This window comes from Variovorax sp. WDL1 (assembly GCF_001541225.1).
Taxonomy (GTDB): Bacteria; Pseudomonadota; Gammaproteobacteria; order Burkholderiales; family Burkholderiaceae_C; genus Variovorax.
The window spans coordinates 1-244 of record NZ_LMTS01000265.1 but is presented as its reverse complement, the minus strand read 5'-3'; the positions used below and the strand labels follow the sequence as shown (position 1 = coordinate 244).

The 244-nt window shown below is 59.8% G+C and carries 1 protein-coding gene; it reads right to left on the bottom strand.

What is annotated here, in order from left to right:
- On the bottom strand, positions 1-244 hold a 244-nt coding region (locus tag APY03_RS32845; protein WP_157103488.1), incomplete at both ends, for an HlyD family efflux transporter periplasmic adaptor subunit.

Genomic DNA, 244 nt, shown 5'->3' with positions numbered 1-244 from the left:
CCGCACGCGCGCCAACTGCGTTTCGCGGAAGTTGGCCGTGATGTAAACCGCATCTAGCGGAACGACGGCCACCAATGGTTTGCCGGCATTCACGAACGATCCGACGCGCACTGACTTCTGGCCGATCACGCCACTGATGGGCGCCGTGATTTGGGTATAGGAGAGCTTCAACTCCGCTGCGGCCTGTGCGGCTTGCGCTTGAGAAAGCGCAGCCTTGGCCTTTTCAAGATCGGCTTTCAGGATG